This window comes from Hymenobacter sp. HSC-4F20 (genome assembly GCF_019599275.1).
Lineage (GTDB): Bacteria > Bacteroidota > Bacteroidia > Cytophagales > Hymenobacteraceae > Hymenobacter.
On sequence record NZ_JAHZTD010000028.1, the window covers coordinates 1 to 449 of the forward strand.

Sequence of the window (449 nt, forward strand, 5' to 3'; positions counted from 1 at the left end):
TCTCAAGGTCGCAAGATGATGCGCCTGCAAACCAACATTCGCGTCCCCGGCCTGAACGGCCGTGAAGTGACAGACTTCATGCTGAACTGCGACGATGCCAGCATCAAGCCTGGTGGCCGGGGGTTCACTGGCAGTTTCACACCGTGCGCCGGGTCACGGGAGATGTCGGAAACGTGGTCTACATGGATGAGTATGTTGGTCGATTTCGGCTGAAATTCCTTGCAGTCGTGACCGCCGCAATACCAGGGAAGGAGATCACGTGGCAATTCATAAAGGGCGTACGGCTGCCCGGAAAACTCACCCTGCGCCTCGAAGATCAGGCAGAGGGCGTAGCTCACTCCCACGTGGTCGAGGTCGGATTTTCGCGGTCCCGGCCGCGTGTTCGATGCTGTTTTTCGCTTCTGGCTCACCCGCGAATTCGCAAATGCGTTGGACGAACACGTGCGGAC

The 449-nt window shown here is 58.4% G+C and carries 1 protein-coding gene; it reads left to right on the forward strand.

Annotated elements, in window-relative coordinates:
* On the forward strand, positions 1 to 213 hold a 213-nt coding region (locus tag K3G63_RS22570; RefSeq protein ID WP_220616413.1), incomplete at its 5' end, for a hypothetical protein.
* Between the last annotated feature and the right edge of the window lie 236 nt (positions 214 to 449).